At 43.7% G+C, this 25,893-nt stretch carries 22 protein-coding genes; 18 read left to right on the forward strand and 4 right to left on the reverse strand.

Annotated elements, in window-relative coordinates:
• The first annotated feature begins 211 nt into the window (after window positions 1-211).
• From SATMO3_RS12935 to SATMO3_RS13005, 15 genes are all read left to right on the forward strand, one after another.
• A complete protein-coding gene (locus tag SATMO3_RS12935) occupies window positions 212-2,623 on the forward strand; it encodes a Lon protease family protein (protein WP_371381199.1) in 2,412 nt (803 codons plus the stop codon).
• 94 nt (window positions 2,624-2,717) lie between these two features.
• Window positions 2,718-4,106, forward strand: coding sequence for a 23S rRNA (uracil(1939)-C(5))-methyltransferase RlmD (rlmD, locus tag SATMO3_RS12940; RefSeq protein ID WP_371381200.1), 1,389 nt, complete (start codon window positions 2,718-2,720; stop codon window positions 4,104-4,106).
• A gap of 426 nt (window positions 4,107-4,532) precedes the next feature.
• Window positions 4,533-4,751, forward strand: coding sequence for a hypothetical protein (locus SATMO3_RS12945; protein ID WP_371381201.1), 219 nt, complete (start codon window positions 4,533-4,535; stop codon window positions 4,749-4,751).
• Between the two features lie 663 nt (window positions 4,752-5,414).
• Window positions 5,415-5,885 carry a DUF123 domain-containing protein gene (locus SATMO3_RS12950; RefSeq protein WP_371381713.1) on the forward strand — a complete coding sequence of 157 codons (471 nt, stop codon included), beginning with the start codon at window positions 5,415-5,417 and terminating at the stop codon, window positions 5,883-5,885.
• A 356-nt stretch (window positions 5,886-6,241) separates the two neighbouring features.
• Entirely contained in the window at window positions 6,242-6,943 is a 702-nt protein-coding gene (locus tag SATMO3_RS12955; protein ID WP_371381202.1) for a FadR/GntR family transcriptional regulator, read from the forward strand.
• Between the two features lie 932 nt (window positions 6,944-7,875).
• Window positions 7,876-9,129 (forward strand): uroporphyrinogen decarboxylase family protein, encoded by a 1,254-nt coding sequence (locus tag SATMO3_RS12960; protein ID WP_371381203.1) that lies wholly within the window; start codon window positions 7,876-7,878, stop codon window positions 9,127-9,129.
• A gap of 57 nt (window positions 9,130-9,186) precedes the next feature.
• Entirely contained in the window at window positions 9,187-10,455 is a 1,269-nt protein-coding gene (locus tag SATMO3_RS12965; RefSeq protein WP_371381204.1) for a lactate racemase domain-containing protein, read from the forward strand.
• A 35-nt stretch (window positions 10,456-10,490) separates the two neighbouring features.
• A complete protein-coding gene (locus tag SATMO3_RS12970) occupies window positions 10,491-11,510 on the forward strand; it encodes a zinc-binding alcohol dehydrogenase family protein (RefSeq protein WP_371381205.1) in 1,020 nt (339 codons plus the stop codon).
• A gap of 41 nt (window positions 11,511-11,551) precedes the next feature.
• A complete protein-coding gene (locus SATMO3_RS12975; protein ID WP_371381206.1) occupies window positions 11,552-12,364 on the forward strand; it encodes a sugar phosphate isomerase/epimerase family protein in 813 nt (270 codons plus the stop codon).
• A gap of 44 nt (window positions 12,365-12,408) precedes the next feature.
• Window positions 12,409-13,203, forward strand: a complete 795-nt coding sequence (locus SATMO3_RS12980) for a methyltetrahydrofolate cobalamin methyltransferase (protein ID WP_371381207.1) — start codon at window positions 12,409-12,411, stop codon at window positions 13,201-13,203.
• A gap of 32 nt (window positions 13,204-13,235) precedes the next feature.
• Window positions 13,236-13,868, forward strand: coding sequence for a B12-binding domain-containing protein (locus tag SATMO3_RS12985; RefSeq protein WP_371381208.1), 633 nt, complete (start codon window positions 13,236-13,238; stop codon window positions 13,866-13,868).
• Window positions 13,869-13,931: 63 nt separating this feature from the next.
• Entirely contained in the window at window positions 13,932-14,801 is an 870-nt protein-coding gene (locus tag SATMO3_RS12990) for a hypothetical protein (protein WP_371381209.1), read from the forward strand.
• A gap of 62 nt (window positions 14,802-14,863) precedes the next feature.
• Window positions 14,864-15,853 (forward strand): 2-hydroxyacid dehydrogenase, encoded by a 990-nt coding sequence (locus SATMO3_RS12995; protein WP_371381210.1) that lies wholly within the window; start codon window positions 14,864-14,866, stop codon window positions 15,851-15,853.
• A gap of 148 nt (window positions 15,854-16,001) precedes the next feature.
• A complete protein-coding gene (locus tag SATMO3_RS13000; protein WP_371381211.1) occupies window positions 16,002-17,312 on the forward strand; it encodes an MFS transporter in 1,311 nt (436 codons plus the stop codon).
• A 159-nt stretch (window positions 17,313-17,471) separates the two neighbouring features.
• The gene (locus tag SATMO3_RS13005; protein WP_371381212.1) at window positions 17,472-18,998 is read left to right on the forward strand and encodes a tagaturonate reductase; all 1,527 of its coding nucleotides are present in this window, start codon (window positions 17,472-17,474) and stop codon (window positions 18,996-18,998) included.
• Window positions 18,999-19,574: 576 nt separating this feature from the next.
• Here SATMO3_RS13005 and SATMO3_RS13010 read toward each other — a convergent pair.
• The 3 genes from SATMO3_RS13010 to pta all read right to left on the reverse strand — a co-directional run bounded on the left by SATMO3_RS13010 (window position 19,575) and on the right by pta (window position 22,420).
• Window positions 19,575-20,435, reverse strand: a complete 861-nt coding sequence (locus SATMO3_RS13010) for an EamA family transporter (protein ID WP_371381213.1) — start codon at window positions 20,433-20,435, stop codon at window positions 19,575-19,577.
• Complete coding sequence (locus tag SATMO3_RS13015) at window positions 20,436-21,383, reverse strand: NAD(P)-dependent oxidoreductase (RefSeq protein WP_371381214.1); 948 nt, start codon at window positions 21,381-21,383, stop codon at window positions 20,436-20,438.
• Window positions 21,384-21,445: 62 nt separating this feature from the next.
• The gene (gene pta / locus SATMO3_RS13020) at window positions 21,446-22,420 is read right to left on the reverse strand and encodes a phosphate acetyltransferase (RefSeq protein ID WP_371381215.1); all 975 of its coding nucleotides are present in this window, start codon (window positions 22,418-22,420) and stop codon (window positions 21,446-21,448) included.
• Window positions 22,421-22,589: 169 nt separating this feature from the next.
• On the opposite strand from pta, the gene SATMO3_RS13025 reads away from it, so the two are divergent.
• A complete protein-coding gene (locus tag SATMO3_RS13025; RefSeq protein ID WP_371381216.1) occupies window positions 22,590-23,474 on the forward strand; it encodes a LysR family transcriptional regulator in 885 nt (294 codons plus the stop codon).
• A gap of 109 nt (window positions 23,475-23,583) precedes the next feature.
• Complete coding sequence (locus SATMO3_RS13030) at window positions 23,584-23,715, forward strand: hypothetical protein (RefSeq protein ID WP_371381217.1); 132 nt, start codon at window positions 23,584-23,586, stop codon at window positions 23,713-23,715.
• Window positions 23,716-23,985: 270 nt separating this feature from the next.
• Here the strand turns inward: SATMO3_RS13030 and SATMO3_RS13035 are convergent, their stop codons facing one another.
• Window positions 23,986-24,318: a CGGC domain-containing protein gene (locus tag SATMO3_RS13035; protein WP_371381714.1), complete on the reverse strand. Its 333-nt coding sequence runs from the start codon at window positions 24,316-24,318 to the stop codon at window positions 23,986-23,988.
• A gap of 672 nt (window positions 24,319-24,990) precedes the next feature.
• On the opposite strand from SATMO3_RS13035, the gene SATMO3_RS13040 reads away from it, so the two are divergent.
• Window positions 24,991-25,602: a DUF1836 domain-containing protein gene (locus SATMO3_RS13040; protein ID WP_371381218.1), complete on the forward strand. Its 612-nt coding sequence runs from the start codon at window positions 24,991-24,993 to the stop codon at window positions 25,600-25,602.
• Window positions 25,603-25,893 lie beyond the last annotated feature (291 nt).

A 25,893-nucleotide genomic window follows, 5' to 3' on the forward strand; every position in this document is an offset into this window, starting at 1 on the left:
ACGAGCAAGAAGTCAGCTGTCTGAAACCTGATGTAAACTGTCCCTGTCCCCAAACAGAATGTGACAACCACTCCCAGTGTTGTAAATGTGTGACACTGCATCGTGCCAGTAACAGTCCGACATGCTGTATGGCTGCGCTGATCAGCAAGTAAATTTTTAAGGTCTGCGGCGAGAAGTTTAGGTATTTAAATACAAAGGGAGGACTCTTTTCATGCCAATACGTCAGGAATTGCCGGTTGAGAAACTCCGCTTTAACTGTGATGAAAACGTCTTTAACTTTGTCACGACAGAAACAGTACCGCCACTAGAAGTTATGATCGGCCAGGAACGGGCTGTTAAAGCTGTCGAATTTGGCCTGTTCACCAAGAATCCTGGCTATAATATCTTTATCTCCGGCTTAGTGGGCACAGGCAAGATTACTTATGCTGAGGCCGCCGTAAAAAAAGTGGCCGGCAAGCAGGAACCGCCTTATGACTGGTGCTACGTCAATAACCTGGAGACTCCCGGTCAGCCGATTGCCTTGGTTTTGCCGTCCGGGGCAGGATATATTTTTAAACAGGATATGCAGGAACTTGTTGAAGATCTGAAAACCGATATTCCCAAGGTGTTTAGCAGTGAAGATTATGAACAGGCTAAAGCCGGTTTGGTAAAACAGTACCAGGAACAGCGTTCGGTTATGGTCGAAGAGTTTACCCAGTACGCCGAATCGCAGGGCATTTCTCCCCAGTGGAGTTCAACCGGCTTTGTCGGCTTGCCCATGGTTGACGGCAAAGCCGTAGCCCCGGAAGATTACCAAAAACTTGACAAAGAGCAGCGTGATGTCATTGAGAAAAACATGCTGGCCGTCCACGAAAAGGGTATGGATGTCGTCCGGCGCATCCAGCTTTTGGAGCGCTCCACTCGGGAGGAACTGAAACAGCTTGATGTCAAGATCGGCCTGTTTGCCGCCGGTCATCTGATTGACGAGCTTAAAGAAAAATACGCAGGACACCAAACAGTAGTCGATTACCTGGAAGCTATTAAGCAGGATGTGTCCAAAAATATCAATGAATTCAAACCTCAGACCGAAGAGGACAACAACCCGCTGGCTTTGTTCAAGCGCCCCGCGCAGGATGCCAAGGATAAGTACAGCGTGAACCTACTGGTAGACCACCGGGAAACCGAGGGTGCGCCAGTGGTGGTGGAAATCAACCCAACCTATTACAATCTGGTAGGACGGGCCGAATATGAAACCCGCATGGGCGTTGTCAGCACCGACTACACGATGATTAAGCCCGGCGCGCTGCACAAGGCCAATGGCGGCTATCTGATCTTAAATGCCCGTGACGTCCTGGCCAATGTCGGCGCCTGGGAAGCCTTGAAGCGGGTGCTCAAAACCAAAAAACTGCAGATTGAGAACCTGGGGGAGCAGTATGGCGTGCTGGCCATGGCTTCTCTCAAGCCGGAGCCCATACCGATTAACGTCAAGGTTGTACTTATCGGAAATCCCTATATCTATCAGCTTTTATACAACTATGACGAAGACTTCCGGAAATTGTTCAAGGCGCATGCCGATTTTGACGTGGTTATGGAAAATAATCCACTTAATATTCAAAAGCTGGCCGGCTTTATCAGTTCGACGGTGGCGCGTGAGAAGCTCAAACACTTCGACAAAGCGGCTGTGGCCCGGATTGTGGAATACAGTTCCCGCCTGACCGGATCGCAGAATAAACTAACCACCCGTTTTAATGATGTTGTGGAGATATTGTGCGAAGCCGATGTCTGGGCAACTATGGATAACAGTGAGATCGTTACGGACGAACACATTAAAAAAGCCATTGAGGAAAAACGGTATCGCGCCAATAAATATGAAGAGCGGCTGCAGGAAATGTTTGCCGAAGGCCACCTCCTGATAGACACCGAAGGGGAAAAGGTAGGCCAGGTGAACGGCCTGGCGGTCATGTCGGTGGGCGAGTATATGTTTGGCAAGCCTTCCCGCATTACGGCCAATACCTTCCTCGGCAAGAGCGGCGTGCTCAACATTGAGCGGGAAACCAAAATCAGCGGCACCAGCCACACCAAAGGCGTGCTCATCTTAAGCGGCTATTTAGGCGAGAAATACGCCCAGAAGCATCCGCTGGCACTGACCGCCAGCCTAACCTTCGAGCAGCTCTACGACGGTGTTGACGGCGACAGCGCCTCCAGCACCGAGCTATATGCCATCCTCTCGAGTATCGCCGGTTTGCCAATCAAACAATATATTGCCGTTACCGGTTCGGTTAACCAAAAAGGCGAGATTCAGCCCATTGGCGGCGCAACCGAAAAAATCGAAGGCTTTTTCTCGGTGTGCAAGTTAAAAGGACTGAACGGTAAGCAAGGCGTAATGATTCCGCACCAGAATGTCAGCAACCTGGCCTTAAACGATGAAGTCATTGAGGCGGTGCGCCAGGGGCAATTTCACATCTACCCGGTCGAAACCATTGATCAGGGAATAGAAATACTGACTGGAGTATCGGCCGGTGAACTAACCGACGGTGAGACCTACCGGACCGGAAGCGTCAATGCGCTTGTCAGCAAAAAGCTTAAAGAGTACACCGATACCCTGATTAAACTGGGAAAAGAAGCAGAGGACAAGAAAGACTAAAAAAGGGCGGGATAGCCGCCCTTTTTTTGGTAAACACAAACTAACCCACGTTGACTTCACAATCAAGGATTTTTAAGAAAAAGGTGAACTATCTGTGCCCAAACAAGTTGCCAATCTGCCTGTCACGAAGGGACAAGCCTATACGATCGAAATTACCGGCCTGGGTCATAGCGGGGAAGGTGTAGGCCGTTATCAGGATTTTACGGTATTCGTCCCCGGCGCTTTGCCGGGGGAAACCGTTACCGCCGAAATCACCACGGTCAAAAAGACTTATGCGGTGGGGGCGCTTACCACCGTTCGTATCCCGTCGCCGTACAGGATTGTACCCGAATGCGGGATTTATGACCGGTGCGGCGGCTGCCAACTGCAGCATCTAAAGTATGAAGAACAATTACAGGCCAAACGCCGGCAGGTGGTCGATGCCGTAACCCGAATCGGCAAACTGCCTGATGTAGTAATTCACCCCACGCTGGGAGCCGGCAATCCCTGGTACTATCGCAATAAAATGCAGTTTCCGGTGGGCAGCCAGCAGGGGAACGTGGTTATCGGCTGTTTCTCCCAGGGCAGTCACGATATCGTCGATACCGATAACTGCCTGATCCAGCACCAAAGCAATAACGCCATTGTGCGGGAACTCAGAGCCATTATCGCCGAGTTGGGCATTACACCCTACGATGAGCAAACCGGGCAGGGCGTAATTCGCCATGTCCTTGGCCGGGTGGGAACAGCAACCGGGGAAATTATGGTGGTGCTGGTGACGGCAACCGACCGCCTGCCCAAACGGGAGGCGCTGATCGAACGGCTTAAGGCCAAAGTATCAGGCCTGGTCAGTATCGTGCAGAATATTAATTCCAAAAAGACCAACATCATTATGGGCGATAAAACCGTCACCCTCTGGGGGCGGGATACCATTACCGACAAATTGGGCGAGTTCAGCTTCAACATCTCGGCCAGGTCGTTTTTCCAGGTCAACACGGTACAGGCTGAGGTATTATACAACCAGGCCGTGCAATACGCCGGCCTGACCGGCAGTGAAACGGTGATTGACGCTTACTGCGGCACAGGCACTATCACGCTCTTTCTGGCCCGGCATGCGGCCAGGGTATACGGCATCGAAATCATCGAACAGGCCATCCGCGACGCCCGCCAAAATGCTGTCAACAACCAGGTGGACAATGCCGAATTCATCGTCGGCGACGCTGTGGAGGTCATGCCCCGCCTGTACAAACAAGGTATCAGACCTGACGTCGTTGTCGTTGATCCGCCCCGGGCCGGCTGCGAACAGAAGGTACTTGAGACTTTTGCCCGGATGGAGCCCAAACGGATTGTGTACGTATCCTGCAATCCGGCATCTCTGGCACGGGATTTGGCTGTCTTAAGCGGGCTTGGATATGAAGCCGGGGAGATTCAGCCGGTAGATATGTTTCCGATGACATATCACGTTGAGTCAGTTGCGTTGATAGTCCGAAAATCCCAGGAATAGTAAGGGTTTGAGGATTGGGAGTAATTTCAAATGTGTGTTTTAAATTCGCCTAGACTTATGTTTAGGCGAATTTTTGTTTGAGGGCGATATCCCTTACACGAAACAAGTTTTGTAACTGCTACGTTTTGCGCGAAAAGGTACCTGGAGTAAGGTACTCTTTCGCTTTTTTCAATAGATGGTCTGCCTTTTGCCGATAGTTCCATATTAGCGGTAACATTTACTGCAGAATTTATAGGGGGGAACATATTACCAAACAATTTCATAAAATATAGCGAGTAAACGTAAATACTCTCTATATTTTTAACCGGAGGGGAATTATGAAACGCAGAAATAAATTCTCTCGCTGGGAGAGCCCTGAAATAGAAGAATGGGACGATGATGACGATTTACGAATTGAGGATGAGCGGCAGTTTATTGGGATAGGGTTTGGGGGATTTGGTTGTTTCCCGTTTGGCTGTTTCCCACGAAGTTTTTGTTTCCCACGTCAGGGCTGTTTCCCACGTCAGGGCTGTTTCCCGCGTCAGGGCTGTTTCCCGCGTCAGGGTTGCTTCCCACGCCAGGGCTGCTTCCCGCGTCAGGGCTGTTTCCCACGCCAGGGCTGTTTCCCACGTCAGGGCTGTTTCCCACGTTAGAGAGGATTTTTAAAAGGCTTAATATTTTTAGTGCATTTTAGTAGAACTGATTTTGACGCTCAATTGATGAATGAGTAATCTTTACGACTGGGAAAAGGATGAAATAGACCGCCACTATTAGCAAGTTAATAATTGGCGGTCTATTTCTTATGATTGTCTGCTATAACCATAAGCACCAGGTAAGGAATAGAAAGTTAATTCGTAAATCGTGTAAAAGTATCTAAAAAATAACTAACGAGACACCCCCTCAAAAGGCGGCGCATTGTTACACGAAATAGCTATTTACGTGTAACAGTATCATCTTTCTATCAAAACACATGTTGAGTCAGTTGCGTTGAGAGAGCGGAAAGCCCGGAAATAGTAAGGTTTTTTGGGTTAGGCGTAATTTCAAATGTGTGTGTTTATGTTCTCGCAGACGTAGTAAATAGGGACGAACGCATGTTGGGGTGTACTCCTTACACGAGACTCGAAAGGCTAAAGATATTTTGTGTAAAGATATGCATGCGAAGGAATTAAAGCTTACCGTTTAAGATTAATTGCAGAGAACCGTACCACACTGGTAATGGCGAAAATAACTCATAATACAAGTAAATACAAAAGATAGTCGAGTTCCTGCAGAATGTTCTAATAATTTTGTAGAAACTTTGTGTTTTTATAGGTAAATTTATTATTTGTGATGCTTAACAGGACTTTTAGACTTGGAAGAACCGCCCCTGTAAGTCTTCGGACTTTCTGCGAATACCATGAGGCTATTGCCATACGCACCATGGCGGATTTGGAACATGATCTGGCCGAGGCCATAAGTGCGATTGCCGATTGGCAAATTCCTGGTTTCGGCCGTTCCGACTGCTCTTGCACAAGTCATCTGTTTGGTATGCAGGAAGATCCGTTTCATTCGTTCCGCTTTATTAAACTGTTGCAATACTTCCGCATGGACCGCCTGGAAGTGGAACTGGCGAAAGACCCTTATTCCCCAATTGGGCAAGAGGGGCGGCTTTTATTATTAGGAAACCTTTATAACTGGTCTCTATCCTCTAGCCGGAACGGAAATAAATATGCGAGTGCTAGTATGAATGCTTCTATCTTGGCTGGGGAATCGTATTTTTACGGGGTAATCAACTTGCGTAACGATCTCCGAAAAGTATGACTAAATGGTTTAAAACCATATCCTAATCATGGATAGCCTGTGTCCATTTTTGACAATGTTCTTTAACGTTAGGAGTTTGTTCGACGAAAGACAAACCAGGAGAAAATAAAGACGATGACGAAATAAGCAAGAAAGGAAACACATTGCGTCCAGCGAATTGATTGATACTGCCAAGCTCATTAAAATTATGCAAAATATCAAATAATTTGCTAAAGTAAATACAGTGTGAATTAGGCCTTCGGTAAATCTTTTAGCGTTCTTGAAAGCGAGCTTTCTAAATGCATATACAAATGAGTAATAGGCTTTTTTCAAGTGGGCTGAAGCGGGGTCAAACTACTGGAAAAACGGAGGAAACTATGGAAATGCATAAAAATTCTGCTGAAAAGGTATTTTATCAAATCTTAAAAAGTATTTTGAATGGTGTATATATGCCGGAAAGCAGGCTGCCATCAGAGAATGAAATGTGTGCGTTATTCGGTGTAAGCAGAGTTACTATTAGAGCAGCTCTTCAAAGGCTCTCTGCCCTGGGGGTGGTTGAAACGAGCAATGGTGGTGGTACTTATGTGAAAAAAGCATCTACTTCTCTAGCGTTCAATACTCTGATTCCTTTTATGGTGCTAAAGCCCAGAGACGTCCAGGAAATACTCGAATTCAGGCGGGGAATTGAGTCGATGGCTGCAGGCTATGCTGCAGAACGAGCAACAGATGAGGATATAATAGAACTGAATGAAATAGTATCCCATATGGAACAAATATATCAGAGTGGGGATATGAAATTATATTCTGAAAGTGATTATAGCTTCCATCAGTTTATTGCCCGGCTATCAAAGAATTCTTTAATTGAACGGGTCGTAGATATTATAGGCGATATTTTTCAGCAACAAATCAGTGATTCGAATTTATGGCTGGGAGCTAAAGCCGGGCATGATGGACATTTAAAGATTGCCGAAGCAATTAAAAAGAAGAACCCCAAGGCTGCAGTTTTTTACAGTGAAGAACATTTAGATATGTCAAGAGATATGTGGCAAAGTCATATGCGGAGAACTCAGAGTAATTAAGTTTTGAAAGGAAGGGAAAAATGCTTGTTTAAAATTGTAACAGCGATTTTGAACAAGCGTTTTATTATCGGCTTAAGCCAGCGGAGTGCCTGAATTTTGCGAACCACACGCGCTATGATAGAAAAAATAACGAGTAAGCGCAGCACGTATTCCAGTGCAGCTGGCTACAAGTGAGAAAAAACAGGCTAATGAGCATTCATGCTTTTGGAAGATGGCCGGCTTGAAGTATCGCCTAAACAGAGCGGAGCGTTCAATTAAGCCCTCGAAAACCACAAGGCTATCTGGAATTTGCATTAAAGCAGAGCCGACAATAGGATACTATACAGAGTGACAAAATGCTTCATGGACTGAGCAAATTCCTATAAGTTGTAAGATATCGGTCACAAAATCATAATATAGACTGATTCCTTAAGAAACTACCTGATGTTTTGTTTATCATATTCAGGTAGTTTTTTATTGCCATGTGTGGTTGCTTTGACGCTTACCTTTAAGGGGGCGATATGGCAAAGAATCAAAGGCGTTACGACTTGAACAAAGTGAAAGTCAGCGTTTTTAGGCACTGGCCGGTAACCGCTCTTTGTAGAGGCGCGCAAACCATTTGTTGGACGAGTGGTGCTAATAATTTTAGATAGTTAAAAATTACCTTGAAGTTGTCGAAAAATATTTACTATATGGAATAAAGGCAATATTTTTAAATATAACCATTGACCTGTAATACAGATATGTATATAATAAAGAAAGGTTAGCAAGACGAAATGCTTTAATATAACTTGATTTTCAAACATTTTTTCGCGTTATTGGCAGTTTTGGCCGTTTCTGAACTTTTTTAAAAAGTTAAAAATCGGTAATACAGGAACGTGGTTTGAGAAATGTAATTGCAAAATCAAGTTTGCATTTTCTATGCTAGAAAATAATTCAGGGAGGGACAATTCTTGAAGTCAAGAGAAAAATTAATTGCTGCACTGAATCACCAGTGCATAGGAAAGTTGGCATTTGATTTAGGCGCTACGAAAGCTACGGGAATTAACGCATCGATGTTATACAGGCTGAGAAAAGCGTATGGACGAGATGAGCCAGTTAAAATCTATGATGTTTATCAGATGTTAGGCATGATCGATGAGAAAGACATGGAGATGTTTGGCATTGATGTGGTCGGTATATGGAGCGATGTTACTTGTTTTGGCTATCGGAACAAAAATTGGAAAAGTTGGACGATGCCGGATGGGACACCTGCCCTGGTAGGAGAAGGGTTTGCATCAACAGTTGATAGTGCCGGAACTACTTTTATCTATCCACAGGGAGATCTAACTGCGAAGCCAAGCGGTAGGTTGCCGAAGAATGGGTACTATTTTGACCAGATTGTCCGTCAGGAAGCATTTGATGAAGATAGCGCAAATGCCTTTGAGGATTACAAAGAGCAGTTTGTGCTATATGATGATGAGACGTTAAGGTACTACGAAGAAAACACAAGCTATTATTATAACAATACGGATTACGGCATTGTTTTAAACGCCGAAGTTTCAGCTTTTGGAGCAGCGACTCAGGTAATCGGTCCTATGCTGAAAGTATCACCGGGTATTCGTGACCTTGCCGAATGGTTAATGGCTCATCACTTATATCCAGATTATGTAAAAGAAATTTTTGAATTTCAGTCTGATATGGCAATAAAAAATCTGCAACTGCTCAAAGAAGCGGTGGGGAATAAACCTCAGGCAGTTTTTCTTAGTAGTACAGATTTTGGCACACAAGCAGGGCCTATCATGTCAGTAGCAATGTTTCAGGAGCTTTATACGCCGTATTATCGGAAAGTTTGTAATTGGGTACATGAAAATACCACATGGAAAACATTGTTCCATTCTTGTGGGTCCGTATCACCGTTTATGGACGAAATGGTTGATTTTGGATTGGATTGTTTGAATCCGATACAGTGTGAGGCTGCGAATATGGATCCTCAAGCGCTGAAAAACAAATATAATAAAAAACTGGTGTTCTGGGGCGGCGGCGTTGACAGTCAGTCTACCATTGCTAAAGGTACACCGGATGACGTGGAAAAGCAAATGGAGGAAAGAATCAGAATCCTTGGTGCTGACGGCGGTTTTGTATTTTCAATCGGGCACAATATTCAAATTAATGACCCTATGGACAATGTGAGAAGAGTGTTTGATGTGCTTAAGAATTACCGATAGGATAGTAAGACTATATATGGGATGGATAAAATCATCACAGAAGAGAGTGCAGTATAAATGAGTGTGATAAACGAGTTGTTACAAGGCATCGAACTTCCTAAAATGGTTAAAGTTAGACAGAAGTTTGATCGGGTGGTGATTGAGGATATTCCCGCAGCGGTGCGCAACCAGCTTGCTCGTACCGATATTGCCAAGACCGTAAAACCCGGCATGCGCATTGCAATTACTGCCGGCAGCCGCGGTATCGCCAATATTCATATTATTCTGCGTGAAATTGTAGCGGTGTGCAAGGAGCGGGGGGCTCAACCATTTATAATTCCGGCCATGGGCAGCCATGGCGGGGCAACGGTAGCAGGGCAACTGGAGGTTTTGTCCGGTTATCTGATCAAAGAAGAGATTGTTGGCTGTCCGATTATCGCCTCAATGGAGATTACCCAAATTGGTACGCTAGATAACGGCAGGCCACTGTTTATAGACAAGCACGCCAGTGCAGCCGATGGCATTATCGTAGTAAATCGCATAAAAGCGCATACCGGGTTTCGCGGAAAGTATGAAAGCGGCCTTGTTAAAATGATGGCTATCGGATTGGCCAAGCAAATCGGCGCGGAAGAATGTCATAAGGAGGGCTTGCCCGCTATTGCCGTTAATGTGGAACGGTACGGACTTGGCATTCACAAGCATAGTAAAATTTTATTTGGGTTGGCTATTTTGGAAAATGCATATGAAGAAACCGCTCAGCTTACGGCACTAACTTATGACGAGATACCTGAGGAAGAACCGAAACTGCTTCAGCAGGCAAAAGCCGCTATGGCAAAAATTAAATTGCCGTCAACCGACATTCTGGTTGTGGATGAAATTGGCAAGGACATCAGCGGTGATGGCATGGACCCAAATGTGACTGGCAGATGGACCGTTGATAATATTCATAGCGGACTTGTTTCCAAACGCATTGTGGTGCTGGATATCCGTGACAACAGCCACAATAACGGCAATGGAATCGGACTGGCCGACTTTACTACCATGCGGGCTTTTAAAAAATTTGACCGGGAAAAATCATACCCTAATGTATTGACCAGTACAGCGATAAAAAATTGTTTTATGCCCTTGATCCTGGATAATGATAGGCAGGCAATCCAAGCGGCAGTCAAAACAAGCAGCATTTCCGATTGGCAAAACCTCAAGATAATCCGTATTAAAAACACGCTGGAACTGGGCGAGTTTTATGTATCCGAATCCCATATACAAGAGGTCAGGCAGTATCCGGATATCGAGATTGTTTCCGAACCTACAGAGTGGGATTTTGATGCAAATGGCAATTTGTTTTAAAAGCGACTTAAATTTGAACTATAAGGAGTATACCCATGAACAAGACAATCCTGATTAGAGAACCCGGCAATATAGAATATATTAACCAGGAAATCCCTGTGCCCAAAAAAGATGAAGCCTTACTTAAGCTTCTTTACGGGGGTATTTGCGGATCGGATTTAGGCACCTACCGGGGTACTTTTGTCTATTCCTCATATCCACGTATTCCTGGTCATGAATTTTCGGCTGAAATCGTGGAAATAGGACCTAACGACAAAGGCCTGAAAAAAGGCATGGTGGTTACAGCCAATCCGTATTTTAACTGTCGGGAGTGTTATTCCTGTACGCGTGGCCTGGTAAATTGCTGTATGGATAATCAGACTATGGGTGCGCAACGGGATGGCGCATTTTCCCAATATATTACGATGCCTGTTGACCGGATTTACGCTGGCAAAGGACTTTCAGCCAAAACGCTGGCCTTAATAGAACCCTTCTGTATCAGCTATCATGGCGTAAAGCGCGCCAAAGTACAACAAGGCGAAAACGTTCTTATTATTGGTTCAGGGACCATCGGAGTACTGGCGATGGTCGCCGCCAAGTTGTTTGGTGCCAACGTGTATGTAAGTGATACGCAACAGGAAAAGCTCAACTACGCTCTACAACTTGGCGCGGATGGGGCAATCTTAAATGACAGCCCGGAAAATTTTACAGCCAAAGTAAACGAAATTACCAAGGGAAACGGGTTTGATGTAACTATCGAGGCTGTGGGCTTGCCGTCAACCTTTCAGAACTGCATAGATGCTGCTGCTTTTGGCGGACGGGTGGTGCTGATAGGCATTGCTAAACAGAACCTGGATTTTAATTTTACGGTGATACAGAAAAAAGAACTGACTGTTTTAGGGTCCCGTAATGCGATAAAGGAAGATTTTGAGCAACTGATAGACATTGTAGGTGGCGGGAAGGTGGATCTGGAAAAAATCGTAACAAATGTTTATAGCGCGAATGACGCGGTACAAGCATTTGCGGATTTTGACAAAAATGCCGGCAACATGTTAAAAGTTATCTTGCAATTCTAGTTGCGATTAGAAAAAACGCCACTTGGGAGAAGATGAAGAATATGAACACCCGATATGCATTTCCACTGTGTATACAACTTGCTGTACCGGATGATATTTATCATGACAAAAATTTCAAAGCTACGCTGCAGCTATTGAAAGAATATGGATTCTACGGTGTCGAGTTAAATATTACCGATTTTGACAATATTAAACCGCTGGAACTGACCGGGTACCTGTCAGACTTTGATTTAAAACTGACCATGGTTGCTACCGGCATGTACGCCAAACAAAATGGTTTATCGTTAAGTTCCCTGGATGAAGAGACTAGGAAAAAAACAGTACAGCATATGAATAAAATTATGGCATTTGCCGAACAAGCCAAGGCTGGAATCATCTGCGGATTTATTAAAGGCGGCCCTGATAATAATGTGGCAGCGGCGACTAAACAAATGGAACTTTCCCTGTTGGAACTGAGCCGCTTGGAGCTTGTTAACCAGGTCGACATATACCTGGAGGCAACCAATCATTATGAAGCAACATTGGTTAATACAGTTCTTGAGGGTGTGAATTTTTCCGCTAAAGCCGGTACTTGCATTAAGATATTACCAGACACCTACCATATGAACATTGAAGAGACAAATATGTTTGCCGCTATGGTAAAATACCAGAATTATTATAAGAACATTCATATTTCCGATAATAACAGGTATTTCCCGGGACTTGGCGGGATTGATTTCTTTGCGATTATTTCTGTATTAAAAAGCCTGAATTATAGTGGAACGATTACTATTGAAGGGCGTTGCCTGAAGGGACTGCACGAGGACATCGCGGTAGCGGCAAATTATATTCATAATGTATCACAACGGATTTAAGCTATTAACCACCTATTACGACAACAAAGGAGTTAATTGATACTATGATAATTATCGGAGAAAGAATCAATACCAGCCGCCCAGGTATCGAGCCGGCAGTCCGTAACCGGGATGTCGCTTTCATTCAGGAAGAGGCCGGGAAACAAGTCCAGGCTGGCAGTTGTTATGTGGATGTAAACTGCGGGACATTGCTGGAGGAGGAACCAGCAGCTTTATCCTGGCTTGTTCAAACCGTACAAGAGAAAGTAGAGGTTCCTTTGTGTATCGACAGCCCTAATCCGCTGGCTTTGGCCCTGGCGTTGAAAGAACACAAAGGCAAAGCCCTCATCAACTCTATCAGCGGGGAACGGGACCGTTATGAGCAGATTGTGCCGCTGGTGCGGGAATACAAGGCTGGTGTTGTGGCGCTGGCCATGGATGATACTGGTATGCCGTCTACTGCAAAAGACCGAATAAGAGTGGCAGGGAATCTAATTGACAAACTAACCCAAAATGGGGTTCCACTTACTGACATCTATATTGATCCCCTGATTCAGCCGATATCGACAGACGGGACACAGGCGATGGCAGTTCTGGAAACTATCACGACCATAATGAATACTTATCCGGGTATCCATACTGTCTGCGGATTGTCCAATGTTTCTTTTGGTCTGCCGGGGCGGGGACTGTTAAATCGCTCATTTATGATTATGTGTATTGCTGCAGGCTTAGATGCGGTTATCTGCGATCCTTTAAATAAGGAAATGATCAAGGCGATATATGCGGCAGAGGCACTGGCGGGCACCGACGAGTATTGCATGGAGTATATCAGTGAGTTCCGCAACGGTCGGTTAGATTAATTTATACAACCACGGGAGAGGGGAATTTTATTATGACAGTAATTGAACAAATCAAAGAAAGCACTATGAAAGGTGCCGTTAAAAAAGTGCAAGAATTGGTTCGTGCAGCCCTAGAGGAGAAAATGAATGCGGCCGATATCATCAGCCAGGGCTTCATACCGGCGATGGAAATAGTGGGTGACAAATTCAAAAAGGGAGAAATCTTTGTTCCGGAAATGCTGGTGGCTGCTAGGGCTATGCAGGGCGGAATCAAGATTATTGAACCGCTATTTGCCCCAGGAGAACGTCAATATATCGGTAAATGCATAATTGGAACCGTTCGCAGCGATTTGCATGATATTGGTAAAAATCTGGTAGCTATGATTCTGCAGGGAGCAGGCTTTGAAGTAATTGATATCGGTATCGATGTGCCGGCCGAAAAGTTTGTCAGTGCCATTCAAGAGCATAAGCCCCAGATTGTTGGGTTATGCGCTTTGCTTACCACAACTTTACCGGAAATGGGCACTGCCATTCAGGCTATCAAGACTGCCGGTATCCGAGAGCAAGTCAAGATTGTAGTAGGCGGAGCGCCGGTTACCCAGTCGTTTGCTGATTCCATCGGTGCCGATGCCTATGCGTCTGACGCCGGAGCCGCTGTTGAAATATGTAAGGCCCTGCTTAACTAGAAGGAGGGGCCAAAACAGTTATAGCTGATACTGCCAGAGAAGTTATGGAGGTACAGATAGAAAATGAAAAAAATAACTGTGAATCATGGACTACGACCAGATTTTGGATTAACAACCGGAACATTTATCAGTTTTATTAAAAGCAATGAAACTACCCAAGAACAAATCATTGAGTGGGCTTACAGCAAAGGTTTTTCTTGGGTCGAGGTACGCGATCCGGCAGTAGCTATGAGCAGTGATTATCTGCAAAGCATTCAGGAACTGGGACGGCGTTTAGGGCTTCGCCTTCATTATGCTTGGGATACGATTGATCTTTTGCAGCCAGATGATCAATTGTTCTATAGAGGTGTTGAAAATGCGCTTGTGTTTGGCGAGAATACCTATTCGCGCGTGTTAGCTGCGCCCTGGCATATTAAAAACGTACCTGACAAAAAGGGTTACAACCAAAATGAGTTTAAACTGATCAGCCAGTTAGTGGAACAATACACACAATATGCGCAAGCAAAAGGTGTAGTCTTATGCTTCGAAAATGCATTTGAGCCTTTGCGGGGAGATAATTGTCAGTATTTCGGTATGAGTGAGTTGCTAGAACGGATTCAGGATATGAACACCGTATTTGACCCCGGGAATTATGCCAATCAAGTACAAGTCCGGGTTTTGCCGTCCGCAGAAGAGCTATTGGCGTTTGTACGTAAATACAAACGCCAGATACCTTATTTCCATATTAAGACTACGGCGGCGCACAGCCTCTTACCCTATATAACTTCAACTGATGATTATGATATGGAGGCATTATTCCGAGAGATGGCAGAGGTTTCGAATGCATTGTTTTGCCTCGAATTACCGCCAGGTAAAACGTTACAGGAAACTCAAGAAAATATTGCCAAGAGTATTGAGTTTTTACAGAGTTCAGAACTCGTCAGCCTCTCGTGAATGGAGAGTAACAGGTTATAGCAGTAGGACTGCGTTAACAATTATTGTTGGAGGTGCTTACAATGTCTAAACCTAGTGTGTATGTGACCCGCCTGATCCCACTACCGGTAATTGATAAACTTAGCGAGCGTTGCCATGTGGATTATAACCGGGAGGATAAGATATTAACAAAGTCTGAACTCCTGGAGAAAATTAAGGGCCGGGATGCCGTATTTGTGGTCGGAAGTGTGATGGACGAAGACGTTTGCAAAGCGGTTAGTCCGCAGTGCAAGATATTTGCTAATTATGGTGTTGGCTACAACAATATTGATGTTGAGGCAGCCACTAAGTACGGAATTTTTGTCAGTAATACACCAGATGTTGTAACCGATGATACCGCCGATATCACGTGGGGGTTGATGCTGGCCGTTGCCCGGAAGATCGTTGGCGGTCACCAATTTGTGCAATCGGGAAATACCGGCAACTGGCTGTCGCCGGAAAACCTCATGGGTACTAAAGTCTCTGGCAAGACATTGGGGATTATTGGTGCCGGCCGTATCGGTTTGGCTGTAGCTGAACGGGCTAAAGGCTTCAAAATGAAAATTTTGTATACGGACATGCAGCCTAATACTCACTTTGAGGAAAAAACCGGCGGGATATTTGTTGATAAGGCGACACTGTTAAAGGAAGCTGATTTTGTATCCCTGCATGTGCCATTGATGACGGAAACACGGCACTTAATTGATGAGCAGGAACTTAAACTCATGAAAAAGACCGCCTTTTTGATTAATGCGGCCCGTGGACCGGTGGTCAATGAAGAAGCGTTGGTAGCAGCGTTAACCGCCGGTGAAATAGCTGGCGCCGGTCTGGATACGTTCGAGAATGAACCAGTGGTTGGTGAAGCCTTGCGCTCGCACTCTCGTGTTGTACTGACGCCTCATGTTGGCACTTACACGCTGGATACCCGCGTTGCTGCCGGAGAACTTTGTATTGCCAATATATATGCCGCCCTTGACGGACAACAGCCGCCCACTTGTCTGAATCCCAGTGCGATAAATCAGCGTAAATTGTAACTAATATGACCAAGTTTTGAATCGGTCGATAATAAGTACAAGTTTGCGTTCATTTTACTGAATATTTTAATGTTTTTAAAAAGTCAAGATTTATTGTTTCGATATCATACTCATTTTACGCTCATTTTATTATTGGGGAGGAATAATTATGTCTAATATGACAGAAACAAGCCACACACCGATCCCAAAGCCCAACGGGAACCTGCGCTGGAAAATGAGTTTTTTGCTGTTGCTGGGAGGCATAATCAATTATTTCGACCGGGCGAATATCGCTGTTGCCGCTCCGGAGATGATGAAGGAACTGCACTTTACCAATACCGATATCGGCCTAATCGGAGCCGTATTTTCATGGGCCTATGCTTTGGGGCAGCTACCGTCAGGCTGGTTGGTGGACCGTCTGGGGGCTAAAAAGATTTATACGCAGGCTGTAATCTGGTGGAGCGCCGCCACGGCTGCCACCGGTCTTTGCAATACGTTACCGTCATTCCTGGCTGTACGGGTATGGCTGGGTATTGCTGAAGCACCCTGCATGCCGACATCAGCCAAAATTACTTCCTACTGGTTTCCGCAAAAAGAAAGAGGCCTGGCGTCAGGTATCTGGGATGCGTCCTCAAAGGTTGGTCCGGCGCTCGCGGTACCGGTGCTTGTTGCTTTAATGATCGAATTTGGCTGGCGAGCATTGTTTTATATAACGGGCGCCGCCGGAATTATCTATGTTGTATTATTTGCTTTATATTACGCTAATCCTGATAAGAGTAAAAGCATTTCGAAAGAAGAACTTGAATATATCAAGGCTGACGGCTCAGGGGTTGAAGAGACCACTAGTAAAGACACTATCAAATGGGGTTCGTTATTCACCTACCGGAGTATGTGGGGCATGATGCTGGGATATTTTTGTGTAGTCTGGTTATCTAATATATTTCAAAACTTTGTACCACTGTACTTAGTTAAAAGTTACAATGTTTCGTTAAAAGACCTTGGCGTTTATGCCACACTTCCCTGGGTGGGAGGAATTTTTGGAGATCTGGTCGGCGGGTATATGACCAAGCTGTTAGTGGAGAAAAAATCTATGGAGCCTATGAAAGCAAAACGTGCTGTAATTAGTGTTTCAGCATTGGTAGCAGCAGTAATGGCGGTAGCCATCTCTTATTCACCCAGTATCTCCGTTTCAGTGGCGTTAATGGCAGTCTCCATTGGCAGTATAGCTGCTATTAGTGCCAATACGTGGGCCTTGGCTTCCGATGTTGCTCCTAGAGCACTGGTTGCATCGGTTGGCTCTATTCAGAACTTTGGTGGTTTTTTTGGCGGGGCATTTTCACCGATTGTCGTGGGAATGATTGCCGATAAAACTGGATCATTTGCGCTGGCCTTTATCAGTGGCGGCATTGTTGCCGCCGGAGCTGCTTTGTGTTACTGGTTTATTGTTAAAGAGCCAATCGCAGTGAAAAGTGCTGCCTAAAGATATTGTGACTAATGGTGATTATCGCCAGACGATATTATAAGGTTTTCCTTCAGGGCTTGGTACCTCATCTTATCGATGGATCAAATAAGATGGGGTATCGGGTCTAACTTAGATTATTTATGTTATAACATTGATTAAATTAGTAGGGAGATAACTATGAGCAGGCTTAATAAAACTCTATTGACTAATAACATTGAAGTTTCTGCCGAAGTTGAAATGCGGAGTTATCCGGTTAACTTACCAGAACGAATTATACAATTTGGCGAAGGAAATTTCTTGAGAGCCTTTGTGAACTGGATGATTCACTTATTAAATAAAAACAACTTGTTTAATGGACGGGTTGTTGTTGTTCAGCCAATAGCTGAAGGTTTAGCTGGAAAAATCAATGCCCAGGATGGATTGTATACTCTGCTGTTAAGGGGATTACAGGACGGTAAAGTTGTTGAACAAAAAGAAGTAATCAGCTCTATCAGCCGTTGTATCAACCCATATGCTGAGTGGGATGAGTATATTAAATGCGCCGAGAATCCCGCAATTGAATTTGTTGTTTCTAACACGACTGAGGCTGGAATTTGTTTTGATGTTAACGACATTTTGACAAATAGGCCGCCAGTTTCTTTTCCGGGAAAACTGACTGCCTATTTATATCACCGGTTCCAATATTTTAACGGCCAAGCAGACAAAGGTATGATTATTCTGCCATGTGAACTCATTGAACGTAACGGTGCTACTCTTAAAAAAGTGGTATTACAACTGGCTGAAAGCTGGAACTTGCCGCAAGAGTTTAAAGAATGGGTAGAAGAATGTAACTACTTTCTTAATACCTTGGTTGACAGGGTTGTTACCGGTTATCCCAAAGATGAGATAGCAGAGCTAACATCCCGTTTTGGCTATCAAGATGAACTGATTGACGCCGGTGAGTTATTCCACTTGTGGGTAATTGAAGGACCTGTTGAATTGGCTAAAAAACTCCCCTTTACCCAAATCGGCCTAAATGTTATCTGGACTAATGATATGACTCCGTACCGTACCCGTAAAGTGCGCATTCTCAATGGCGCTCATACGTCTTCAGTACCGGCAGCCTTTTTATATGGCCTAGATACGGTAGGAGAAATGATGGATCATAGCGTTATGGGGGCGTTCACCAGGCAGATTATTACTGATGAAATTATTCCTTCGATTAATCTGGATAAGCGAATGCTAACTGATTTTGCGACGGCAGTTATTGAGAGATTCCAAAACCCCTATATCAGGCATTATTTACTTAGTATTTTGTTAAATTCAGCATCTAAGTTCAAGGCCCGGGTATTACCTTCGATTTTGGAATATAACGAGTTGCAGGGAAAGCTTCCAGAAAAACTAACCTTTTCTTTAGCGGCCTTGATAGCAGTCTACAAAGATGGCAAACTTGAAGGTGCGGCAATGCGAGCCGCCCGGGAAAAAGACGAATTTATTATGAAAGATGACTTGTCAGTACTGGCGTTCTTTGTAAGTACTTGGTCTGAGTTTGACGGTAGCTGTAGCGGGGCGCAGATGGTTGCGAAAGACGTGCTGTCAAATACCGCGTTATGGGGCGAAGATCTGACGAGTGTTCCGGGATTAAAACAAAAGGTTGGCGAGTATCTATACATGATAACAAACCAAGGTATGCAGACTGCTGTAAAGAAACTTGTAAATAAATAAATTATCGTTTTCCAATTGGCAATGCCATTACAGATATTCAAGCCGGGTCATGGATTCATACACACAACATAAAGACTAATCTTGATGAGGTTTTAGAAGAACACCGAATCTTACAATTGAAAAAAATACTATACTCCCTAATCAAAACATATTCTTGGTATTTGAATATATCGAGAATCCAGATGCAAGCAAAGACGAGATCGTTGTACCCCGTTACCTTTTTCTATACGCTGACTGATAATAGAGAAATTAACGTTTCAGGAAAACGAAAAACGACACCCCTCCATCTAGGGGGGGCCGAACCTTTACACGAATCTCTAATTCCGTGTATTAGTATTACCTTTCTTCCAAAGCACATGTTGAGTGTGCAGCGTTGATAGAACGGAAAGAGAAATAGTGAAATTAGAAGCGCCATTGTGTACGAAAAAGCATTCGTATACAATGGCGCTTTTTGTAAAGTAGTACAAAAATTGAAGGCTTTTTCGGGAGAATAGAGAAGAAAAACTCAGGTTCAAGTGGAATTCGTGTTGCGGGTTGGGGTTGGAGTTATAGAATTATTGATGCTCTAATCTGCATTTAACCTATCGATAGACAGGCTAATCCGGCCAAAATAACCGTAGCGGCAGTTATGCGAAGCTTTACGTCATCTTCAGCCAAAAATCGCGCACCCATTATGGCCCCTATTAGGATACTAACTTCTCTAGCCGGGGCAACGTAACTTACTGGTGTGAAAACCATAGCGGTGAGGACAAGAATATAAGATAATGGACACAAAATTGCAACACCAATAATTGAGAGGCGTTTTGTTATCCATTGATGAACTATTTCTTCGCGATTTTTCAGGGCATAGGGGAGCAGTAAAAAAGCCTGGCCGACAGTAGCTCCCCAATACATCAGTACCGGAGGAACGTTTATAGTGCTGACTGAATACTTATCCCAGAGTGTGTAGCTTGCAATAAAAACGCCGGTTAAAACGGCAAAAAGGACGGGTTGAGAAGCGTTTCTTTTAACGTAATTTGCTGGGTTGCCCAACAGAAGAAATACACCAATGGCAATAAACAACGTACCCATTAAGGCGAGTAAAGAAGGATGCTCCCCCAAGAATAGAATGGCTGCAAGTACGGAAATTAACGGGCCTGTGCCACGGGCTAAAGGATAAACTAGTGAAAGGTCACCCACATTGTATCCTTTATTTAATAGAATGAAGTACCCAACATGAAGAAAAGCGCTGCCCAGCATGAAAATCGTGTAATCCCAACTAAAGGAGGATTTGGTGACCCACATTGAGCCAATGACAATTGGAATATATACTATAGAGGCGGTTGCATTGAATAGCCAAACGAAAATTGCTCCGCCACAAGCCTTCTTTGATATAAAATTCCAGGAAGCATGGCAGAAGGCAGCACAAATGAGAAGAAATAAAGCCAGTCCGGTCATCTATAATAACTGATTGAGCTTGCTTTCAGGCTCTTCACCATTCTCTACACGTTTTATATTATTCACAAAGAAATCATATCTTTTTTTATGGAATTTGCGACCGTCAGGCATGCCTGCTGTATGGGGAGTAAGTATCACATTACCCAGATTCCGGAGCTCACTGTCAGTTGGAAGCGGTTCAGATTCAAACACATCCAGGCATGCGCCTGAAATGTCCCTGTTTTTTAATGCATCTATCAAGTCTCTTTCATTGACAATCCCGCCGCGGGCTGTATTGATAAAAAGCGCGGTATTCTTCATTTTCTTGAATACTGCTTTGTTGATCAGCTGTTTGGTTTGCTGATTCAGGGATATATGTACACTTACTATGTCCGATGCGCTTACAAGATTATCGAAATCCGTCATTTTCACAAAACCGTCAGACTGTTGGGAGGCATTTCTAGCATAAGCCAGCACATTCATATCAAAAACCCTGCAAAACTCAGCTACTTTTTTACCGATGGCGCCCAAGCCGATAATTCCAATCGTTTTACCCGTTAATTCACTCCCTGTATAGTCCAATTGATTTTCATCCAGCCTGTTTTTCATGAAAGAATCAAGAAACGGTATGTTTTTATAATAAGACAATATCAGTGCCATTACATGCTCGGCCACTGCCTGTGCATTCACTCCTGCAGCATTGGCCACCCAAATGCCGAACTGCGTACAGGCATCGATATCTACATTATCAAATCCTGCACCCGTCTGTACCAATTGTAATTTTTTTGCTATAGAAAGCAGGCTGCGGTCCACTTTTATATGTTCAGGTATGATTACCTGGCAATCTTCAATATGATGCAGCATTTCTTTTCCGGGCGGGACAATTACAATGTCCCAGTCTTCCGGAAAATACCTTGCAACATTTGATTTTGAGGTATCAGTAAAATAGCCGACTATGAGAATCTTCATTGCTAAATCACCTTTCATGCTCTATACCATGCTTCGAAGAAAACCCGATTAATGTATGCAATTTATCCTTTTAAAGAAGCAGTAATAATTGCCATATTATAAACTTCATCTGCATTACAACCTCTGGAAAGGTCATTTATCGGTGCATTTAGCCCTTGGAGAATCGGACCATATGCCTCAAAGTTTCCAAGACGCTGAGCTATCTTATAACCAATATTACCGGCATTAATATCCGGGAATATGAAAGTGTTCGCTTCCCCAGCGACAGGAGAGTGTGACGCTTTTATTTTTGCAACATCTTTGGAAAACGCGGCATCAAACTGTAGCTCACCGTCAATTGGAAAATCAAGATTCATACTCTTTAATTTTGTGGCTGTATTTCGCATTTTATCAACTGATTCTCCAGTGCCTGAGCCTAACGTACTATAAGATAATAAAGCAACTTTTGGACCAATTGAAAAGACTTTTGCCGTTCTTGCCGTTTCAACAGCAATCTCGACAAGTTCATCCTCACTTGGATTCAAGTTGATAGCACAATCGGCCATAGCGTACTTTTCCTCAACATTCTCTATTTTGCGATATAGAATAAAGCTGCTTGAAACAATCCTGTTTCCAGGTGATGTTCTAATAATTTGCAGTGCCGGGCGAACGGTGTCGGCAGTAGAATAGGTTGCACCACCTAAAAGGCCGTCAGCATACCCTGTTTTTACAAGCATCGTACCGAAATAATTAGTTTTCATCAGAGACTCTCGGCAGGTGGCCTCATCCATTTTTCCTTTTCTAAGTTCAACCATCATCGCAACCATGGATTCTATAGCCGGATATGTTTTAGGATCTATGATTTCAATTTCATTTGTAAGAAAACCATACTTTTGCGATACAATATGTATCTCTTCTGGATCACCTAACAGTATCGGTTCGAGGATCTTCTCTTTTTTTAAACGGCTTGCAGCCTCAAGAATTCTTGGATCGGAACCTTCTGTAAATACTAGCTTTTGATGTTTGGTTTTTAATTTTTCAATCATACTTTCAAACATTTTATAACCTCCATTTTTTACTTAGTGGATTTTGTTTATGATCTCTCCAGTGAAAAAACGTTTGACCATCGTCTCCATTAATGATAATTTTAAGCATAAAGAATATTGTTGTAAAACTCAAATATTTTGTGAACTATATTAATTATTTCTATATATCGAGAGGTGCTCTATGTATTTTCCTGGGGTTGAGGCGTTTTTAGCTATCGTACGGACCGAGAGTATAAGCAAGGCGGCCGAATTGTTGCACTTGTCACAGGCTACTGTAAGCTATCGGTTAAAGACCTTGGAGCAGGAAATGGGTGGCCTTTTGGTTGAGCGAAGAAAAGGAGCATCCAAAATCCGTCTGACACCAAAAGGGGAGAACTTTTTTAGCATTGCGGAAAGATGGGATGCTCTCTGGAGGGAAACACAAATCTTACAGGCCAGCGGTTCTCAATTAAGTCTGGCAATTAGCGCTGCCGAAAGTATAAGTCACTTTGTTTTGCCTCCTGTATATGGCATGCTAAATCAGCATACCCCGCCGATCCGACTGCAAATTCGTACTCAACATACTCAGGAAGCATTTGATAGTATTGAGCGACGCGAGATGGATGTGGCGTTTGTGGTGCGAGAGATAGTGTCTCCTAGTGTCACGGTTAAACCGTTTTTTTCTGAAGAAATGGTGCTGTTGCGTCTGGCAGTGCCGGGGCGGCAGGCTGGAGATACTGTTGAAATGGGAGAATTGGCGGCAGAGCACGAAGTCTTCATAAATTGGAACAGAGAGTTTCAATTCAGGCATGACCAGTGGTGGGATCCTCTTTGCCCTTCCCGTGTTCATCTGGACACGGCGGGACTAATCGCTACTTTTTTGAAGGACGCAAGACAATGGACTATAGTTCCCGCATCTATTGGCGCACATATGATGCGGATTGGAGATTTTGTTCTTCAGAAATTATCGGCACCGGTGCCTCCAAGGATATGCTATAAGGTAACTCACAAGTTTCCCAACCAGGCTTTACATGATACCCTTCGTATTCTTGATAACTACCTGCAAGATATATTTGGAATACAATGATCTGACCAGTCGAGATAATAGTCGCAATTGATTCTGGGCCTGCAAACTGAAACTTAAATATGATTTATAAAAATTAAAAGTTGTTTTTAACACACATGGAGTGTTGCGTTTGGCTGAAAAGAAAACACAGACCGTGAAGCCAAGCCGGTTCTGGGTTCACAGTCTGCGGGAAAATGCGGTAAACGTTTCCCTGAACGTGGCTAGAAAGCGTCAGGCAACAGAAAAAACTTTAGTAAACTAGTTGTACGTTTTAAACCGTACTTCCTGTCTACTAAAGGGGTAGCATACCAAAGTATACTAATCAAATAATGTCTAACTTTTTTTGGTCACTTCAGCGGTTAGGATCTTTCTTCTTGCTATCTGTATTCGGGATTCCTAGTTTCGTAAGTATTTTGTTACTGCGATAAATCGTTAAAACTATCAAACCGGCAGTTACCGCGATTAATAAGCCTATTTCCTCTAAGCTCACAGAGATACCTCCATTTATAAATTCTGTGTGTTTACCGACAGGCTAAGCGCCAACGCCATTACGGCAGTCAATAATAATTGTCGATCGTAACTGTTTAGACAGTTCCTCCAGGATACGCTCATAATAAGGACAGGCATTTTCATCAGAGTCAGTACTGCTCATGCAAGAGGACATCGCAATTATATCGGCGCCACATTTAATCAATAATTTAGCTCTATCCACTACTCGCTTGCCTGGACACCCAGCACAGGCAATACATCCAACTACTGCAGCCGGGCCTAAATCCCTAAATACACCCGCTCCTTTTTGCACTGCTACAAAGTCCTTTGTTTCCCAAGTCATGTCGCCGCATTGCGGACAAACGATAAATCCCACTTTAACCAAGATTTTCTCTCTCCCTTTTTCAATTTTTCTCCGCCAATTTTTGCTCCGGAATTGATAATTCGTCCTATCGCGGTATATAGTATTCATGGCAACTACCAAAAGTGACTTTGTTTTGTAGAAAAACATGTGTTATCTTAAAATTTCTCTTTTTTTCGCGTTGTTTCTTCGTTTAACTAATATATGAATAATGGATAATCAAACACGGAACGTTGTATATTCTAAACCAACATGCGACATGCCGGGTAACATAGTAAGCAAAATGATATGCAGCAGTTTCTAAAATAAGAAACTGCTGCATATCATTTTGCTTATACCCAGTTAATCGCTCTATTACTAGCAAGGTAGAGGAATATTTTGGCCTTATAAATAGACAAACCGATATCCAGAACATCGTCGCCGGATGATCAGTATACTTAATGTTATATAACAGGACGGGTGCCCCGTCCTGTCAGTTTATGGAAGAATACACCGGATATGTAAATGAGCATGGGATCAATCAAAAGGATATTTAAGAGCTATTCTGATGTGAAAAACATGGTCATACTATTCGTGGCATAGAGAAGATTATATGGAAATATATTTTTAATCAGGAGCTGCGCATACAAAAAAATACTCTAGGCAAGGGATTTTAGTCCGCTTTGCGCCTGGAGCGGAGCGAAAGGAATGGATATAGTCATGGAATATAACAAGGCAATCATACAAACAATCATTGAGAGTCTTGGCTTGACCGAGGATATTCAGGTGGACGATATCCCTGATATAAATCTTTATATGGACCAGTTATTAGAGTTTCTTAACAATAGGCTTTATTGGTTAAAAAGAGAGCCGCTTGACAAGGGTTTAACAAAAACCATGATCAACAATTATACCAAAGATCAACTATTGATACCGCCTCAGAACCGAAAATATGGAAGGCAGCATATTATGCTCCTGATATTGATTTCCCAATTAAAAAGTATACTTTCAATTAGTGATATCAAAAAATTGTTTGCACCTATTTTAAACGATATTAATACCCCTGACGATGATGTTATTCCTCTCCAAGATATATACATAACCTTCCTGGAGTTAAGACAAGAACAATTCGCAGAATTCCATGATACTTTTGAGGAAAAAGTCAAATATATAGAGAGCAAAACATCTGCTATAGAAACAACTAATCGGAATGCGGCTGAGCTTCTTTTAATCATATTGATGCTAGTTGCTCAGGCCAATGCTTCGAAACGTCTGGCAGAGAAAATGATTGATATCTTTTTTACCGGTAAGGCAGAATAAAAGTGGCACGTCAACCTCTTGCGGTTCTCAGCCTAGCCGAAATCCTCGGCAATGTGTCCGAGGCGTGCCGGCGCGGCAGCATGGAGAGGACAAGCTTTTACGAATGGAGTGGAAGCGCCGCTTTCCAATTTAAATCAACGTACTCTGAGCACGCCGGTAAAAGGCGTTTAGATTGCTTAATTTTAAAATTGGGAGGGATTTACAGTCGGGATGGAGAATTATGCTTAAGACCAATTGGCGTTATTGCTGTTATTCGTCAGGGGGAAGACGGCGGCAATGGTGATTTTATTG

Origin of the sequence: Sporomusa aerivorans, assembly GCF_041428895.1 — a bacterium.
GTDB lineage: Bacteria > Bacillota > Negativicutes > Sporomusales > Sporomusaceae > Sporomusa > Sporomusa aerivorans.

Bases quoted from the DNA above. Each gene is read 5' to 3' on its own strand.
- SATMO3_RS12935 (WP_371381199.1), top strand. From the start codon at position 212: ATGCCAATACGTCAGGAATTGCCGGTTGAGAAACTCCGCTTTAACTGT.
- SATMO3_RS12950 (WP_371381713.1), top strand. From the start codon at position 5,415: ATGCTTAACAGGACTTTTAGACTTGGAAGAACCGCCCCTGTAAGTCTT.
- SATMO3_RS12955 (WP_371381202.1), top strand. From the start codon at position 6,242: ATGGAAATGCATAAAAATTCTGCTGAAAAGGTATTTTATCAAATCTTA.
- SATMO3_RS12965 (WP_371381204.1), top strand. From the start codon at position 9,187: ATGAGTGTGATAAACGAGTTGTTACAAGGCATCGAACTTCCTAAAATG.
- SATMO3_RS12970 (WP_371381205.1), top strand. From the start codon at position 10,491: ATGAACAAGACAATCCTGATTAGAGAACCCGGCAATATAGAATATATT.
- SATMO3_RS12975 (WP_371381206.1), top strand. From the start codon at position 11,552: ATGAACACCCGATATGCATTTCCACTGTGTATACAACTTGCTGTACCG.
- SATMO3_RS12980 (WP_371381207.1), top strand. From the start codon at position 12,409: ATGATAATTATCGGAGAAAGAATCAATACCAGCCGCCCAGGTATCGAG.
- SATMO3_RS12985 (WP_371381208.1), top strand. From the start codon at position 13,236: ATGACAGTAATTGAACAAATCAAAGAAAGCACTATGAAAGGTGCCGTT.
- SATMO3_RS12990 (WP_371381209.1), top strand. From the start codon at position 13,932: ATGAAAAAAATAACTGTGAATCATGGACTACGACCAGATTTTGGATTA.
- SATMO3_RS12995 (WP_371381210.1), top strand. From the start codon at position 14,864: ATGTCTAAACCTAGTGTGTATGTGACCCGCCTGATCCCACTACCGGTA.
- SATMO3_RS13000 (WP_371381211.1), top strand. From the start codon at position 16,002: ATGTCTAATATGACAGAAACAAGCCACACACCGATCCCAAAGCCCAAC.
- SATMO3_RS13005 (WP_371381212.1), top strand. From the start codon at position 17,472: ATGAGCAGGCTTAATAAAACTCTATTGACTAATAACATTGAAGTTTCT.
- SATMO3_RS13010 (WP_371381213.1), bottom strand. From the start codon at position 20,435: ATGACCGGACTGGCTTTATTTCTTCTCATTTGTGCTGCCTTCTGCCAT.
- SATMO3_RS13015 (WP_371381214.1), bottom strand. From the start codon at position 21,383: ATGAAGATTCTCATAGTCGGCTATTTTACTGATACCTCAAAATCAAAT.
- pta (WP_371381215.1), bottom strand. From the start codon at position 22,420: ATGTTTGAAAGTATGATTGAAAAATTAAAAACCAAACATCAAAAGCTA.
- SATMO3_RS13025 (WP_371381216.1), top strand. From the start codon at position 22,590: ATGTATTTTCCTGGGGTTGAGGCGTTTTTAGCTATCGTACGGACCGAG.
- SATMO3_RS13040 (WP_371381218.1), top strand. From the start codon at position 24,991: ATGGATATAGTCATGGAATATAACAAGGCAATCATACAAACAATCATT.